We start from the raw sequence: 14513 nt of genomic DNA, 5'->3' as shown, positions 1-14513 counted from the left end.
CTCAGTGCTCCCGGAGGAGGATTCGAACCCCCATAAGCTGGACCAAAACCAGCTGTCCTGCCCTTAGACGATCCGGGACCGGAGCTCCCGCCGCCGGAGGGCCGGCGGCGCGCTGGGCCAAGACTACGGGGTAGCGCGCTTCACATCTACCACCTGTGCCGACCGCCCCGGCCGCCGGATCCCTTGACCGGGGCGGCCCCCGGTTCATCCATCCAGTCGGGTGAATTCACTCAAGCGCCGCGCGGCGGTGTGTTCCCGCGGACACGGAGCGCAACCTACGATGCCGTAGGTTACGCCAACGTAGGTCCGCTCTGTCCCGCTCCGGGACGCCGCGAAGGGACGCCCATGACCATCCAGGCCGGCGAGGCGCGCGCGGGGTCCGCCGCGCACCCCGATCCCTCCTCCGATCCCTCCGCCGACGCCGCGACCCGGCTGTCCGCCACCCGCGGCGGGGAGAAGCAGGGTCTCGCCGAGCGGATCGCGCTCGCCCTGTTCATCCTCCTGCCGTTCACCGCGCTGGTCGCCGCCGTACCGGTGGCCTGGGGGTGGGGACTGGGGTGGACGGACGTGGCGGTCACCGTCGCCATGTACTTCCTCACCTGTCACGGCATCACCGTCGGCTACCACCGCTACTTCACCCACGGCGCCTTCAAGGCCTCCCGCCCGATGCGGCTGGCGCTGGCCGTAGTCGGCAGCCTCGCCGTCGAGGGCCCGCTGGTGCGCTGGGTGGCCGACCACCGCAAGCACCACCGGTTCAGCGACAAGGACGGCGACCCGCACTCGCCCTGGCGCTACGGGGAGAGCGTCCCGGCCCTGATCAAGGGCCTGTGGTGGGCCCACATGGGCTGGATGTTCGACGAGGAGCAGACCCCCCAGCTCAAGTACGCCCCGGACCTGATCGGCGACCCGGCGATGCGGCGGATCTCCCGGCTGTTCTGGCTCTGGACCACCATCTCGCTGCTGCTGCCCGCGCTGGTCGGCGGCCTGGTGAGCCTCTCCTGGGAGGGCGCGCTGTCCGCCTTCTTCTGGGGCTCGCTGGTCCGGGTCGCGCTGCTGCACCACGTCACCTGGTCGATCAACTCGATCTGCCACGCCGTCGGCCGGCGCCCGTTCCGCTCCCGGGACCGCTCCGGCAACGTCTGGTGGCTCGCGGTGCTCTCCTGCGGCGAGTCCTGGCACAACCTGCACCACGCCGACCCGACCGCGGCCCGGCACGGGGTGCTGCGCGGGCAGATCGACTCCTCGGCCCGGCTGATCCGCTGGTTCGAGCTGGCCGGCTGGGTCCGGGACGTCCGCTGGCCGGACGCGGAGCGGATCGCCGCCCGCCGCGCCGCATGAGGCGGCGCTTCCAGCATGATGTAGGGGTGAACGGGAGCAGCGCAGACAGCACAGGCGGTCACCACAGCACGCGGACGGACCCGGCGCCCGGAACGGCGCCGGCCCGTCCGCGGGCCGCTGCGGCGCCGGGCGCGGCCCCCGCCGGCGGTGCCCCCCACGGCGCGGCCGACCAGGCCGCCGACGGGCCCGCGACAGCGGCGGCCCCGCGCCGCCGGGGCGGCCGGGTCCGGATGACCGGCAAGCAGCGCCGGGAGCAGCTGCTGGAGATCGGCCGGACGGTCTTCGCCGAGCGCGGCTACGACGGCACCTCGGTGGAGGAGATCGCCGAGCGCGCCGGGGTGTCCAAGCCCGTGGTGTACGAGCACTTCGGGGGCAAGGAGGGGCTGTACGCGGTGGTGGTGGACCGCGAGATGCAGCTGCTGCTGGACATGGTGACCGGGGCGCTCACCGGCGGGCACTCGCGCGAGCTGCTGGAGCAGGCCGCGTTCGCGCTGATGGACTACATCGACACCTCGACGGACGGCTTCCGGATCCTGGTCCGGGACTCCCCGGTGGCCCAGTCGACCGGCACCTTCGCCTCGCTGATCAGCGACATCGCGACCCAGGTCGAGGACATCCTGGGCCTGGAGTTCAAGTCCCGGGGCTTCGACGCCCGGCTGGCCCCGATGTACTCCCAGATGCTGGTCGGCATGGTCGCGCTGACCGGCCAGTGGTGGCTGGAGGTCCGCAAGCCGGACAAGGCGACGGTGGCGGCGCACCTGGTGAACCTGGCCTGGCACGGCCTGGAGGGCCTGGAGCGGCACCCGAGGCTGGTCGGCGACCGCCTGGCCTGACCCGCCGGGTGCCGCCCGGGCCGCCGACTCGCCCGACTCCACGGCCCACCGCTCGACCCGATGGCCCACCGCTCGACCCCGACGGCTACCGCTTGACCCCGACGGCGAAGATCCGCCGGAACGGGAAGACCGTCCCGTACGGCCCGGCCGGGTAGGCCTCGCGCAGCAGCCGCCCGTACTCGGCGAGGAAGGCGGCCCGCTCGGCCGGATCGGTGAGCCGGCCGAGGACGGGGCGCAGCGCGGTGCCCTTGACCCACTCCAGCACCGGGTCCGGCCCGGGCAGCAGCGTGCTGTAGGTGGTCTCCCAGACGTCGACGGCGCAGCCGGCCCCGGCGAGGGCGTCCAGGTACCGCTCGGGCCGGTGGACGCCGCTGCGGACCGCCTCGGTGCCGAGCGCGTCGCGCCAGCGGGGGCTGCGGCGCAGGTCGGCGAGGAGGGTGTGGCTGGGGGCCTCGAAGTTGCCGGGCACCTGGAAGGCGACCACCCCGCCGGGCTTGAGGGCCTCCGCCCAGCGCGGCAGCACCGCGAGGTGTCCGGCCACCCACTGGAGGGTGGCGTTGGAGGCGATCAGGTCGGGCGCGGCCGGGGCCGGGTCGTAGTGGCCGGCGTCGGCGAGCAGGTAGTCGGCGCTGGGCTCGCCCTCGGTGCGGGCGGTCTCCAGCATCGGGGCGGAGTTGTCGACGCCGGTGATCCGGGCCTGCGGCCAGCGTTCGCGCAGTACGGCGGTGGAGTTGCCGGGGCCGCAGCCGATGTCGAGGATCGTCGCGGCGGGTTCGTTCGGCAGGGCGGGGACGCGGGCGAGCAGGTCGCGCAGCGGGCGGGTGCGTTCGTCGGCGAAGCGCAGGTACTGCGCCGGGTCCCAGACGGGGCTGGTCATGGTTCACCTCGCAGGTATCTCGACATCAAGATATCTCCGAAAGCCTCGCTGGCACATTTCTCGATGTCAAGAGACTTCACATCGACACATCCACCGATACACTGATCGTCATGGAGGACGAGGTCGACAGGCTGGTCGCAGCATGGCGCCGGGAGCGCCCCGACCTCGACGTGGAGCCGCTGGAGGTGCTCAGCCGGGTCAGCCGGCTCGCCCGCCACCTCGACCGCGCCCGCCGCACCGCCTTCGCCGAGCACGGCCTGGAGCCCTGGGAGTTCGACGTCCTGACCGCCCTGCGGCGGGCCGGCTCCCCGTACCAGCTCTCCCCCGGGCAACTGCTCACCCAGACCCTGGTCACCTCCGGCACCATGACCAACCGGATCGACCGCCTCACCGGCAAGGGCCTGGTCAAGCGGCTGCCCGACCCCGACGACCGGCGCGGCGTGCTCGTCCGGCTCACCGACGACGGCCGCGACCGCGCCGACCAGGCGCTGGCCGGCCTGCTGGCGCACGAACGCGAACTGCTGGCCCAGCTCAGCTCCGGCCAGCAGGGCGAACTCGCCGCCCTGCTGCGGCTGCTGGTCGCCCCCTTCGACAACATCCCGGGCTGAAACCGGACTCCGGCGGCTACGGCGCGGAGGCGATCGACGGCGGTACGACCGGCTCCGCCGGACTGACCCCGGCCCGGCGGGCCACCGCGACGGCGGCCAGCGTGGAGTGCACCCCCAACTTCCCCAGCACGTTCTGCATGTGGGTGCGGACGGTGTGCGGCGACAGGTACAGCCGCTCCGCCACCGCCTGCCGGCCCAGACCCGCCACCATGCAGCGCAGGATCTGCTTCTCCCGCGGGGTCAGGGTGTCGACCAGCCGCTCGCTCTCGGTGCGGTCCCGCCGGGCGGTGGTGAGCTCCCGGATCACCCCGGTGAGCAGCGCGGGCGGCAGGTGCGTCTCGTCCCGCAGCACCCCCCGCACCACCGCGAGCAGCCGGGCCAGCGAACTCTCCTTCGCCACCCAGCCGGTGGCGCCCGCGTGCAGCGCCCGGGCCGCGCGGTGCGGGTCGTCGGCGGTGGCCAGCACCACCGCGCGCAGCCCCGGGTGGGCCCGGCGGAGCCGGCCGAGCAGGGTGATCCCGTCCGGCGGCGGGGCGGCGGGGCGGAGCTGCTCGGCGCGCAGTGGGTCAGGGCGCGGCTGGTCGGCGCGCAGTGCGTCGGGGCGCGGCTGGTCAGGGCGCAGTGCGTCGGGGCGCAGCTGGTCATGGCGCAGTGGGTCATGACGCGACTGGTCCGCCGGTCGGGTGGCGGGCCCGGGCGGCACGGGTGCGGCGCCCGGGCGTCGCGGCGGCGGCACCGCCATGGCCTGCCGGCGGGCCTCCTCGGCCGCCTCGCCCGCGGGCCGCCCGCGCAGGCCCGCTCCGCCCGCCTCGGTGCCCAGGTCGGCGTCGACCAGCACCACGTCGTAGGCCCGCCCCTCGGCGGCGGCCCGCTCCAGCGCCCGCTCGGCGGCGGCCGCGCTGCCGGCCGCGCCCACCTCCACGTCGGGCTCGGCGGCGAGGGCCGCGGCCAGCGCCTCGGCGAAGATCCGGTGGCCGTCGACCACCAGGACCCGGATCCGCCCCATCGTCACTACCCCCTGCTCAGAGCGCCCGAGCCCGGGAGGCGGGGACCGGTACGGCGTCCGCGTTCCGGACCCGCCGCTCCGCCCGCCCACCGGTGGCCGGTGAAGCCGAAAGGGCGCCGGCCCCCACCGGTACCGCACTCAGCGTACGGGCCGGGAAACGCCCCCGTGGCGGTTCGGTGAAGTTTCGTCAGGAGGTGTGCGAGCGGCCGGACTTGTCCGGTCGGGCCGCCCCCGGGGGTGCCGTACGCGCCCCCGGGGCAGCCCGGTCGACCGGCTCGTCCGGGCCGTCGGCGGTTACTTCGCGCTCTTCTCCAGGGCGAACTTCCAGGCGTCGGCGACGATGTCGTCCAGGTTCGGCCGGCGCGGCGTCCAGCCCAGCTCCTGGTGGGCCCGCTCGGCGGAGGCCACCAGCACCGCCGGGTCGCCCGCCCGGCGGCCGACGACCTGCACCGGGATCTCCCGGCCGGTGACGCGCTTGACCGACTCGATCACCTCGCGGACCGAGAAGCCGCTGCCGTTGCCCAGGTTGCAGATCAGGTGCTCGCCCGGCTTGGCGGCGTCCAGCGCCAGCAGGTGCGCGTCGGCCAGGTCGGCGACGTGGATGTAGTCGCGGATGCAGGTGCCGTCCGGGGTCGGGTAGTCCTCGCCGAACACCGCGATGTGCGGACGCTGCCCGAGCGCGGCCTGGAAGACCAGCGGGATCAGGTGCGACTCGGGGTCGTGGCGCTCGCCGTAGGCGCCGTACGCGCCGGCCACGTTGAAGTAGCGCAGCGAGACGGCGGCCAGGCCGTGGGCGACGGCCTCGCTGGTGATCATGTGGTCCATGGCGAGCTTGCTGGCGCCGTAGGTGTTGGTCGGCGAGGTCCGGGCGGTCTCGGCGATCGGCACGACCTCCGGCTCGCCGTACACGGCGGCGGTGGAGGAGAACACCAGCTTGCGCACGCCCGCCGTACGCATCGCGGTGATCAGCTCCAGCGAGCCGGCCACGTTGTTGCGCCAGTACTTCTCCGGGTCCACGACCGACTCGCCGACCTGCGAGGAGGCGGCGAAGTGCAGCACGCCGTCGAAGGAGCCGTCCAGCACCCGGCCGGCCTCCTGGATCCGGCCCTCGACGAACTCGGCACCCGCCGGGACGCCCTCGCGGAAGCCGGTGGAGAGGTCGTCCAGGACGGTCACCTGGTGACCCGCCTCCAGCAGGTGGGCGGCCACCACGCTGCCGACGTAGCCGGCGCCACCCGTGACCAGGTACTTACTCATGATGAGACCTCCAGCGGGCGATGGTCCGCCCGCTCGGCGGGGCCATCGACGGAATGCGTGCGTACGACTGGGGTCAATTGTCCCTGTCCGACGGGGTGCTCGGGACCACCCGGGTGGTCGCCCGGGCGCATTCTCACCCACTCCTCAGGCGGCCCGGCCGGTTGTTCTCCGGCTGTTCTCCGGCTGCCCTCCGGCCGTTCCGGGTCATCGTTCCGGGTCACCGTTCCGGGGGTGGCCGTGCCCAGCCGTCGCAGGTGGGCCGTGCTCGGCCGCCTCGGGTGGACCGTGCTCAGTCGCCTCGGGTGGACCGTGCTCAGCCGCCGGCCAGCCGCTCCAGCAGACCGGTGCGCGCGGCCACCGCGGCCGCCTCCAACCGGGTCCGGGCGCCGAGCTTCATCAGCACCCGCTGGACGTGGGTCCGGGCGGTGCTCGCGGCGATCCGCATCCCGGCGGCGATCGCCGCGGTGTCCTCGCCGTCCGCGATCCGGGCCAGCACCTGCACCTCACGGCGGGTCAGCAGCCGCAGCAGCCGGACCGCCTCGTCGTCCGGTTCGGCCACCGGGCGCAGCAGCTGGTCGAAGGCGCCGCGGAGCACGTCCACCGTCACCGCGGCCTCGCCCGCCCGGGCCCGTCCGATCGCCCGCTCGACCACCTCGATCCGCTCGTCGCTGGGCACGTAGCCCGCCGCCCCGGCCGCGAACGCGCAGGCCACCCCCCGGAGTTCACCGACCGGCCCGAGCACGATCACGGCCACCTCGGGGCGCTCCCGGCGGATCCGGCGCAGCCCGTCGAAGGCCCCCGGCTCCCCCGGCGCGGCCACCCCCAGCAGGCACACCTCGGGCCGCCGCCCGGCGACCAGGTCGGCGGCGACCCCGGCCGGCGAACCGACCGCGAGCACCCGGTGGCCGCGCAGCTGCAGCGCGGTGGCCAGCGCCTCGGCCAGCAGCCGGTGGTCGTCGACAACCACGAGTCGAACGCCCATGACGCCCTCCCGGTCGGGGTCCGGCTCGCGCCCGCACCCCTCGGGCGGGCGGCCGATGACGCACCATCACAACGCATTCCGTACCCGACCCGCTAGGCCACCGTGTGCCGCCGGACCAGGTGCGGGAACGCGAAAGACCCCCGCCGTGAGGCGGGGGTCTTTCAGTTGAGCCCCCATGCGGAATCGAACCGCAGACCTTCTCCTTACCATGGAGACGCTCTACCGACTGAGCTATAGGGGCTTGCCGGGCTTTTGTTTTGCCGGGCCGGTCGAACAAGGAAGACATTACACGGCGGTCGGCCCGGAAGGGAAATCGGCTCCGCTCCGCCCCTCGGGCACCCTCGGGCACCCCGCAGCCGCCCGCCCGCCACCCGCTCGCCCGCCTGCCTGGACCATCCGGACCGGCGGGTCGCTAGCGGGGCGCCTCGGTGTGCGCCGCGTCGAACTCCTCGCGGGCCGCGAGCATCTGCGGAGCCCGCCGCTCCGTCCAGCGCCCGAGCGGCAGGACCAGCTCGGCCAGCTCCCGGCCCAGCGGCCGCAGGTCGTAGACCACCCGCGGCGGCGTCTCCGGGAAGACCGTGCGGAGCACCAGGCCACCGCGCTCCAGGTTCCGCAGGGACTGGGTGAGCATCTTGCGGCTGACCCCGCCGACCCCGCGCTGGAGTTCGGAGAAGCGCTGGGGGCCGCAGGTGAGGAGGCTCATCAGGATCAGGAGTGACCACTTGTCGGCGAGCTCGGCGAACAGGTCGCGGCTGGGGCAGAGCTGGGCGAAGACGTCCCACTCCTGCTCGTCGCGCTCCTGTTCCTCGCGCTCCTGCTCGCCGCTCCCCCGCTCCCCGCAGCCCCGCTCCCCGTGCCATCCGGCCCCGGTCCGGGCCGCTTCCTCCGTCGTCATACCGTCCAGGGTAGACCCACGGTCTCCGATCCATACCTGGTCTCCACTGGAGACCTGGTCTATATTGGAGACCGTTCGACGGTTCGGGCCGCACCGAGCCCCTCGGGGCCCCGCTGTGTCCGCCCCGCCCGTCCCATCCGTTCCCCTGTTCCTCCGCCCGCACAGGAGTGCCCGCATGACCGCCATCCGCCCGACCGTCGTCCTCGCCTACCACTCCGGCTACGGCCACACCGCCGTGCTCGCCGAGGCCGTCGCCCGGGGCGCCGCCGCCGCGGGCGCCGAGGTCACCCTGATCTCCGTCGACACCATCACCGAGGAGCAGTGGGCCCAGCTGGACGCCGCCGACGCGATCGTCTTCGGCTCCCCCACCTACATGGGCACCGCCTCCGGCGCCTTCCACGTCTTCGCCGAGGCCACCAGCAAGCGCTGGTACACCGACGCCTGGAAGGACAAGCTCGCGGCCGGCTTCACCAACTCCGCCTCCAAGAGCGGCGACAAGGCCGACACCCTCGGCTACTTCCAGACCCTCGCCGCCCAGCACGGCATGAACTGGGTCAACCTCGGTCTCAAGCCGGGCTGGAACGCCACCACCGCCTCCGAGAACGACCTCAACCGCCTCGGCTTCTCCAACGGTGCGGCCGCCTCCACCCCGGCCGACGCCGGCGTCGAGGCCGTCCACAAGGCCGACATCGCGACCGCCGAGCACCTGGGCGAGCGCGTCGCCCGGCACACCGCCGTCGTGCTGGCCGGCCGCGCCGCCCTGGCCGGCTGAACCACCCCCGCACGGCTACGCCGCCGGATCCGCCCCCAGCACGGGCGCCCGGCGGCGTCCGCCGTCCACCGCTGCCAACTCCGCACCCGTGGTCTCCGGCAGTAGCCACAGACAGCCCATCGCCACCACCCCCAGCACCGCCAGGTACCAGCCGACCGGCTGCGCCGTCCCGTACGCCTCCGTCAGCCGGGTCGCCACCAGCGGCGTCGTCGCCCCGCCCACCACGCCGCCCAGGTTGTACGTCAACGCGGCACCCGTGTACCGCACCCGGGTCGGGAACAGCTCCGGCAGGAACGCCGCCACCGGGCCCATCAGACAGCCCAGCACCACCATCGCCCCGGCCAGCGCCAGGAACATCAACGGCCGGCGCACCGTCTCCAGCAGCGGGAACAGCACCAGCGACCACCCCGCCGCCAGCGCCGTCGCCCACCGCATCGTCCGCCGGCGGCCCCACCGGTCACTGCGCGAGGCGCTCAGCCACACCGTCACCGCCCCGCCCACCGCGCCGACCAGCAGCATCGACAGCACCAGCGTGCTCGCCACCCCCAGGCCGGAGGTCGCGTACGCCAGCGCGTAGGTGGTGGTCAGGTAGAACAGCGCGTACCCGACCGTGATCGCCCCACCGCCCGCCAGCACCGGCCGCCAGTGCTCGCGCAACACCTCCACCACCGGCGGGCGGTCCCGCCGCTCGTCCGCCCGGAACAACGGCGTCTCCGCCAGCCGCAGCCGCACGAACAGCCCCACCGCCACCAGCGCGAGCGAGGCCACGAACGGCACCCGCCAGCCCCACTCCCGGAACGACCGCTCGTCCAGCCCCAGTTGAAGCGCCAGGAACGCCCCGTTCGCCAACACGAACCCGCCCGACGGCCCCAACTGCAGGAACCCCCCGTACCGCCCGCGCCGCCCGGCCGGCGCGTTCTCCGCGATCAGCAGCGCCGCCCCGCCCCACTCCCCGCCCAACCCCACGCCCTGGCACACCCGCAGCACCACCAACAGCGCGGGCGACCACCACCCCCACACCGCGAACCCCGGCAACAACCCCACCGCCGCCGTCGCCGACCCCATCAACAGCAACGACACCACCAGCGTGGCCTTCCGGCCCACCCGGTCCCCGAAGTGCCCGAACACCACCGCCCCCAACGGCCGCGCCAGGAACGCCACCGCGTACACCGAGAACGCCGCCAGCAACGCCCCCACCCGGCCCAGCCCGGGAAAGAACACCGGCCCGAACACCAAGGCCGCCGCCGTCCCGTACAGGAAGAAGTCGTAGAACTCGATCGCCGTCCCGATCAACGCCGCAGCCGCCGCCCGCCGCAACTGCCCGACCCGCCCAGCACCCTCCGCATCCATACCACCCACCCTCGCCACCCCCGGGCCACCCCCACCAGCCCCCACCCGAGTGACCCCGGCGCACACCCCCACCCCCACGCCCACCAAAAAGCCCGAGCGCCGCCCCACGGCGCCCGGGCCCACCCGCCAACCGGCCGGCGACGTCACATACGACTGGCCCGCCGCCGCCACACCACGAACACCGCCCCGGCGATCAGCACCAACCCGGCCACCACCCCACCCACGACCGGCAGCGCACTGCCCGCCCCGGACGACGCCTCCGCCTTCGGCCGCGCCGTCTGCGCGCCAACCGCCACGTCACTCGAACTTGCTGCAGGGCTCGGAGCTGACGACGCCGGAGTCCGGGCGCCCGCAGATGCGGACGGGCTCGCCGTAGGCACAGGATCCGTCACCGAAACCGGCGACACATCCGCCGGCTCGGGATCCCCCGGGTCCGTCAGCACAACCCGGGGACGCACAACTCCGTATCCGACATCACGACATTGGGTAGCGCGCCCGGGTACTCGACGAGGTTTCCGGACTGGGCCGAATTTCCGACGCTGGATACGCATCCCGCGATCCCCCACGTCACAACCTGACCTACTTCGCGTACGGGTTGTCCTCCGGCGGCGCCGTCGGTTGGTACGACGGCGGAACCGGCGGGGTCACATCGCTCATCGGCTGTCGCGGCGGGACAGCCGGCACGGCCGACTTCCGCCTCCGCACCATGGCGAACACCACCCCGGCGATCAGCACCAACCCGGCCGCCACCCCGCCCACGACCGGCAGCGCACTGCTCGACCCGGACGACGCCTCCGCCTTCGGCTGCGCCGTCGGCGCGCCGACAGCCGCTCCAGCCGGGCTAGGCGTCGAGGACACCGGAGCAGACACACTCGCCGAAGGCGACGGGGCAGCCGACGGCGTGACCGCATCGGCCGGCAGGGGCGATACATCCGCCGGCCCGGGGTCACCTGGGTCCGTCAACGCAATTCGAGGCCGTACCGCACCCCACCCGGCATCGTTTGTCCGGGCGTTCCCACCGTTCGCTCGGCCGGCCGTATTGATGAGCACCCGCAGAATCTGGTTCGGCGACCAGCCCGGATGGATCGACCAGACCAGCGCCGCCGACGCGGATGCCAGGGCGGTCGCGTCCGAGGTTCCATGGCCGGTGCAATACCCAGATGGGGCTGTGCAGGCTGCGATGGTGTCTGCACCAGGGGCAACGAGAGTCACCTGTGGCCCGACCTCTGATTCATCGGTCACATTCCCGTTCCGACCGAAGGCCCCGATGCCGACGACATTGGGCAATCCTCCTGGATAATCAACCGGGTTCCCCGACTTTGCCTCATTTCCCACTGCGGCGAAGACCAGTGCCCCCTTGGACCGCGCCGACGCGAGGGTTCGATTCAGCTTGGCCACGGACTCACTGGAGGCTGTGACAGAGTTCGTCCCCTGAGAAATACTGATGACCTTGGCGCCGTTTTCAACTGCATAATTTACGGCCTGCCCGACCTGCTCCAGGAAGTCAGCTGAAAGTACAGACCCCTCGGATCCGGTATTGATCTTCAAAGGCAGGATCTTGACTCCGGGCGCCAACCCATAAGCACCCTTCCCGTTATTCGCCTTTCCGGTCCCCGCGATCAGCCCAGCCATCTGCGTACCATGCCCATTGGCATCAGCGCCAACTCCCCCCTGACTACCGCTGAAGTCCTTTCCGGGCAAGAACTGCCCGGAAAGGTCAGGGTGATCCAGCTTGAACCCACCGTCGATCACCGCGACCGTAACGCCCTGCCCTGTGGAGACCTTCCACATCTCCGACGCATGCATGACATCCAAATGCCATTGGTCATCACGAACCGAACCATCTGCGGCAGCCGATGCTGCAACAGGGCCAACGACGACTCCAGCAGCTACGAGCATCGCCACGAACAGCCGTCCAGGCACCCGCCCTATCACTCGACTCATCACAACTCCTCGTCGATTTCCCCGCCTGCCGAAGCGGGGCCCTGAACAGAACTGCCCGGCCACTGGGCGAGCCCAGTGGCCGGGCAGACGATGCCGTCCTACTCAATCACGTCCGGATTGCTGTGCGGCGTACCGCTGATCCAGGTCTCCTCGTCCTCGTGCAGATAATCCGCACGGTCGCGGCGGTCGCGCTCCTTCCGGCTGCCGTGACCGCCGGCACCCGGGGCCATCATGCCGTTCTGCCCGGACCGGGCACCGCCCTCGGCCGCTTCCGCCGCGGCCGCACGGTTGCGCAGACCCGTACCGCCCGGGGTGAACTCGCCACCTGCGGAAGGTCCCTTTCGGCCGCCGACCGTACCGCCCGAGGTCGAGGTCAGGCCCCGGCCGCGCGAGCCGCCGGTGCCGCCGACGACGCCGTGGCCGCCGCCCATGCCCGGGTGCATGCCGCCCATGGACGGCCCGCCGGCCCGGCCTCCACCGGGCGCGCCCTCACGGCCGAAGACCGTTCCGCTCGGCAGGCCCGGGGTGCCGGACTTGCCGGGGATCGAGCTACCGCCGAAGGGGCCCGTGCGGAGCGGCACCGAGCTGCCCCCCTTGCCGGGGATGCTGCCGATGCCCCGGGTGGGAACGGGACCGCCACCGGGCCCGCCCGGGAAACCGGTGATCGGGCCGCCGCCGGGGAGTCCGGGCAGTCCCCCTCGGCCGTCGGGCCCGCCCGGGTAGCCGGGGTTTCCGCCGGGGCCACTCGGCAGCCCAGGACCGCTGCCAGGACCGACCGGGGTGGTCTGGTCCGGCAGGGTCGGGATGCTGTCGAGACCGGTGCCCGGGCGGGTGACCGGGTCCGACGGGTCCGACGGGTGGGACGGCGGGGTCGGGGTGCCCGGGTCCTGCGGCGGAGGCGGCAGCTGGCCTCCGCCGTACGGAGGAGTCGGGCCGGGGTGGGTCGGGTTGGACGGGTCCTGCCAGCTCGTCGCTGGGTCGCGGGGCTTCATGGAGACGCTGCCGTAGCTGCCATCGGGCGTGCTGTAGCTGCCGTTGCTCGTACGAGGACTGCGGGTGGCGCCATAGCCCCCGTAGTTGCTGGATGTCCCGCTGCCGCCGTACTCCGAAGCCGAGCCCTTGTCCTTGCCCGTGCCAGGAGTCCCCGGCAGCACCACGTTGTCGTCGATCCCGTTCAGCGTCGTCGTCGCCGCGCTGTACGCCTGCGCCAGCTTCTCCATCTGGAGAACGGCTTCCTGCTTCTCCTTCTCAATCGTCGCCGCGGCCTGATCGGCCTGGGCCTTGCTCACCCAGTTCGGGTTGAGGGAAAACATGAAGTCGTCGACTGACTTGCCGCCCAGGTTCACGCTCGACGGCATGTAGACCGACTGCGTCTTGGCCTTGGCCAGCAGATCGATCTCCGTCTGCGGAGGCTTGGGCACAGCCGACTGGGCCGTGCTCAGTGCCTCGCCGGCCTGGACCATGGCGTTGCCGGCGGTCGTGGAGTGCTGGGCGATGATCGCTGCGGACTTGTACAGATTCCCGACCCAGGTCTTGAAGCTCTCAGCCGCCGGCCCTTCCCAGCTGACCTGGCCCAAGTGCCCCTGGAGAGCCTGGCTGAGGTCCGTAAGGACGCGGCCGGCGTCCTGGAGCTGGTTCGCTCGCTTCAGTACATCGGCCGGCTTCCCGCCGTCGACCATCCCCTTGAGTACGGCGTGGTCGATACCGCTGAACTCCGTCGTTCCTGACATGGTCTGTTCCCCGTCTCCCCGTAGATCTCTCCCAGCGCCGTTGTCAGGCCGTCACGTTGGACGTCGGCGCCGTTCCGTTCGCCCCCGCCGGCGGCAGGTTGTTGCCCGTTCCCCTCGCGACCGCCTTCTGAGCCTCTGTCGCGTTGTCCTCGTTGCTCGTGTACTGGCTGTTCGTGTCCGAGACCGCCGCCTTCATCGCCTCGATCTGCGCCGCGAAGTCCTTGTGGAGCTTGACGAGCTGGTCATGGACCTTGTCGTAGGCGGTGTGCAGGGCCACGGCCTCCGGGAACTTCGCCGCGTCGGAGGCGTTGATGAAGCTGCCCTGGGAGACTTTCTGTTCCTGGAGCTTGTACGGCGCGGCCGCCGATCCCTCCATGGCCTGGAGCAGCGCTTCGACCTTGTTCGCGAAGGTCGTGAGCGTGTCGAGCTCGACCTTGACGTCTTGCTTGCCGAACGCCGTCACCAGGTCGTTGGCACTGAAGCTCGTCTGAATGGAGCTGATCGCGCGGCCGATCCCGAAGGGGCCGCCCCCCAACACGAACGGCGTCGAGTCCGGCGAACCCGGCGGGTTCGTCCCCGCGGCCGGCGTACTCGGATCCGTCACAGCAATCCACCTCTCCCCCGTACGGCCGGCGCGCCCCGGGCGTCTCCCGGGGCCCGCCGTGCCACAACACACCGTCAACTTCTGGGTCTTACCGTCCTGGTCGGTCAGACCGCCCGCCCTGTGGGCGGTCTGCGCCCCTGTCATCGTAGCCACCGCCCCTGTCGGGCGGGCAGGGCCCTTGGGCTGCCCGGGCTCGATCGGTACGAACTTGACACGTACGGTCCGTGCCCCGGGCCGCTGGGTAGACTGACCCGGTACGCCCCATCTGCCGCGCAATGTCGCACAGCAGCGACCCGAGGCCGCGGAACGGACGTGAC

At 72.6% G+C, this 14513-nt stretch carries 13 protein-coding genes and 2 tRNA genes; 4 read left to right on the top strand and 11 right to left on the bottom strand.

Annotated elements, in window-relative coordinates:
* Positions 1 to 7: 7 nt before the first annotated feature.
* Positions 8 to 78: transfer RNA gene (locus ACZ47G_RS18655), tRNA-Gln, on the bottom strand.
* Positions 79 to 345: 267 nt separating this feature from the next.
* Here ACZ47G_RS18655 and ACZ47G_RS18650 point away from each other — a divergent pair.
* Both ACZ47G_RS18650 and ACZ47G_RS18645 read left to right on the top strand, forming a co-directional pair.
* Complete coding sequence (locus tag ACZ47G_RS18650; RefSeq protein ID WP_380457231.1) at positions 346 to 1338, top strand: acyl-CoA desaturase; 993 nt, start codon at positions 346 to 348, stop codon at positions 1336 to 1338.
* Positions 1339 to 1568: 230 nt separating this feature from the next.
* Entirely contained in the window at positions 1569 to 2171 is a 603-nt protein-coding gene (locus tag ACZ47G_RS18645) for a TetR/AcrR family transcriptional regulator (RefSeq protein WP_380457256.1), read from the top strand.
* A gap of 85 nt (positions 2172 to 2256) precedes the next feature.
* On the opposite strand, the gene ACZ47G_RS18640 is transcribed toward ACZ47G_RS18645, so the two are convergent.
* Complete coding sequence (locus tag ACZ47G_RS18640) at positions 2257 to 3048, bottom strand: methyltransferase domain-containing protein (RefSeq protein WP_465743923.1); 792 nt, start codon at positions 3046 to 3048, stop codon at positions 2257 to 2259.
* A gap of 110 nt (positions 3049 to 3158) precedes the next feature.
* Between ACZ47G_RS18640 and ACZ47G_RS18635 the strand changes: the two genes are divergently transcribed.
* On the top strand, positions 3159 to 3656 hold the full coding sequence (locus ACZ47G_RS18635) for a MarR family winged helix-turn-helix transcriptional regulator (RefSeq protein WP_380411794.1): 498 nt from the start codon (positions 3159 to 3161) through the stop codon (positions 3654 to 3656).
* Between the two features lie 16 nt (positions 3657 to 3672).
* On the opposite strand, the gene ACZ47G_RS18630 is transcribed toward ACZ47G_RS18635, so the two are convergent.
* The 5 genes from ACZ47G_RS18630 to ACZ47G_RS18610 all read right to left on the bottom strand — a co-directional run bounded on the left by ACZ47G_RS18630 (position 3673) and on the right by ACZ47G_RS18610 (position 7796).
* Positions 3673 to 4662: a LuxR C-terminal-related transcriptional regulator gene (locus ACZ47G_RS18630; RefSeq protein WP_465743921.1), complete on the bottom strand. Its 990-nt coding sequence runs from the start codon at positions 4660 to 4662 to the stop codon at positions 3673 to 3675.
* Between the two features lie 294 nt (positions 4663 to 4956).
* Positions 4957 to 5919, bottom strand: coding sequence for a UDP-glucose 4-epimerase GalE (gene galE, locus ACZ47G_RS18625; protein ID WP_380457226.1), 963 nt, complete (start codon positions 5917 to 5919; stop codon positions 4957 to 4959).
* A 313-nt stretch (positions 5920 to 6232) separates the two neighbouring features.
* Positions 6233 to 6901 carry a response regulator transcription factor gene (locus ACZ47G_RS18620; RefSeq protein ID WP_188306005.1) on the bottom strand — a complete coding sequence of 223 codons (669 nt, stop codon included), beginning with the start codon at positions 6899 to 6901 and terminating at the stop codon, positions 6233 to 6235.
* A gap of 168 nt (positions 6902 to 7069) precedes the next feature.
* Positions 7070 to 7142: transfer RNA gene (locus tag ACZ47G_RS18615), tRNA-Thr, on the bottom strand.
* Positions 7143 to 7313: 171 nt separating this feature from the next.
* Positions 7314 to 7796, bottom strand: a complete 483-nt coding sequence (locus ACZ47G_RS18610; RefSeq protein ID WP_465743918.1) for a winged helix-turn-helix transcriptional regulator — start codon at positions 7794 to 7796, stop codon at positions 7314 to 7316.
* Positions 7797 to 7971: 175 nt separating this feature from the next.
* Here ACZ47G_RS18610 and ACZ47G_RS18605 point away from each other — a divergent pair, with 175 nt between their 5' ends.
* Positions 7972 to 8568 carry a flavodoxin family protein gene (locus ACZ47G_RS18605; protein ID WP_465743916.1) on the top strand — a complete coding sequence of 199 codons (597 nt, stop codon included), beginning with the start codon at positions 7972 to 7974 and terminating at the stop codon, positions 8566 to 8568.
* Between the two features lie 15 nt (positions 8569 to 8583).
* Here the strand turns inward: ACZ47G_RS18605 and ACZ47G_RS18600 are convergent, their stop codons facing one another.
* From ACZ47G_RS18600 to ACZ47G_RS18585, 4 genes are all read right to left on the bottom strand, one after another.
* A complete protein-coding gene (locus ACZ47G_RS18600) occupies positions 8584 to 9918 on the bottom strand; it encodes an MFS transporter (RefSeq protein ID WP_465743914.1) in 1335 nt (444 codons plus the stop codon).
* 579 nt (positions 9919 to 10497) lie between these two features.
* Entirely contained in the window at positions 10498 to 11817 is a 1320-nt protein-coding gene (locus ACZ47G_RS18595; RefSeq protein WP_465743989.1) for a S8 family serine peptidase, read from the bottom strand.
* 143 nt (positions 11818 to 11960) lie between these two features.
* Positions 11961 to 13541 (bottom strand): WXG100 family type VII secretion target, encoded by a 1581-nt coding sequence (locus tag ACZ47G_RS18590; protein ID WP_465743912.1) that lies wholly within the window; start codon positions 13539 to 13541, stop codon positions 11961 to 11963.
* Between the two features lie 94 nt (positions 13542 to 13635).
* Positions 13636 to 14196, bottom strand: a complete 561-nt coding sequence (locus ACZ47G_RS18585) for a hypothetical protein (protein WP_465743910.1) — start codon at positions 14194 to 14196, stop codon at positions 13636 to 13638.
* Between the last annotated feature and the right edge of the window lie 317 nt (positions 14197 to 14513).

It is taken from the genome of Kitasatospora sp. NPDC030952 (assembly GCF_055571335.1).
The sequence above is the reverse complement of the archived record's forward strand: the minus strand, read 5'-3'. Positions and strand labels throughout refer to the sequence as shown.